The organism is Blautia sp. HCP3S3_G3, assembly GCF_052063365.1.
Lineage (GTDB): Bacteria > Bacillota > Clostridia > Lachnospirales > Lachnospiraceae > Blautia_A.
The window spans coordinates 1-668 of record NZ_JBQHXR010000070.1 but is presented as its reverse complement, the minus strand read 5'-3'; the positions used below and the strand labels follow the sequence as shown (position 1 = coordinate 668).

1 protein-coding gene is annotated in these 668 nt (G+C 48.7%); it reads left to right on the top strand.

The genetic code is table 11. From position 1 onward, the window contains the following. On the top strand, window positions 1-657 hold a 657-nt coding region (locus ACTNEW_RS16315), incomplete at its 5' end, for an integrase core domain-containing protein (RefSeq protein ID WP_441062860.1). Window positions 658-668 lie beyond the last annotated feature (11 nt).

The window sequence follows — 668 nt, the reverse complement described above, 5'->3', positions numbered from 1 at the left end:
GCGGATGTCTTCTTTAACGATACCTTCGTGAATCTTATGTCCGTCATGAAATCTGCCGTCTCCAAGTACGGCAGGCCGAAGGTTTTCAACTTTGATAACGGACCTGCCTATAAGAACAGACAGATGGAACTTCTGGCTGCCCGGATCGGATCTGTGATCAGCTACTGCAGGCCTTATACTCCCACACAGAAGGCCAAGATCGAAAGATGGTTCCGCACTCTGAAGGATCAATGGATGGCATCCCTGGATATGAGGGATTTTCATACACTGGAAGAACTCAGAGGGAGCCTTTTGACCTTTGTCAGAAGCTATAACCAGCGTCCTCATTCCTCTCTGAAAGGAATGTCCCCGCAAGAACGCTTCTTTCAGGAACCGGAACTGATCTGTCGTCTGCCCGATGAACAGATTGAATCCTCTTTTCTTCTTGAGATTGAGCGCCGGGTATCCGCAGATTCTGTCATTGTGATCGAGCAGGTGGAGTATGAAGTCGATTACCGTTTTGCAAAGCAGCGCATCACCCTCCGTTATACACCGGATATGAAAGACATCTTTATTGTGGAAGCAGATGGATCCCTTACTCCGATCCGCCTTCTCAACAAGCATGACAATGCCTCTGTAAAACGGGACAAGGTGCGTCTGACAGGAGGCGAAGACTGATGGAACTTACC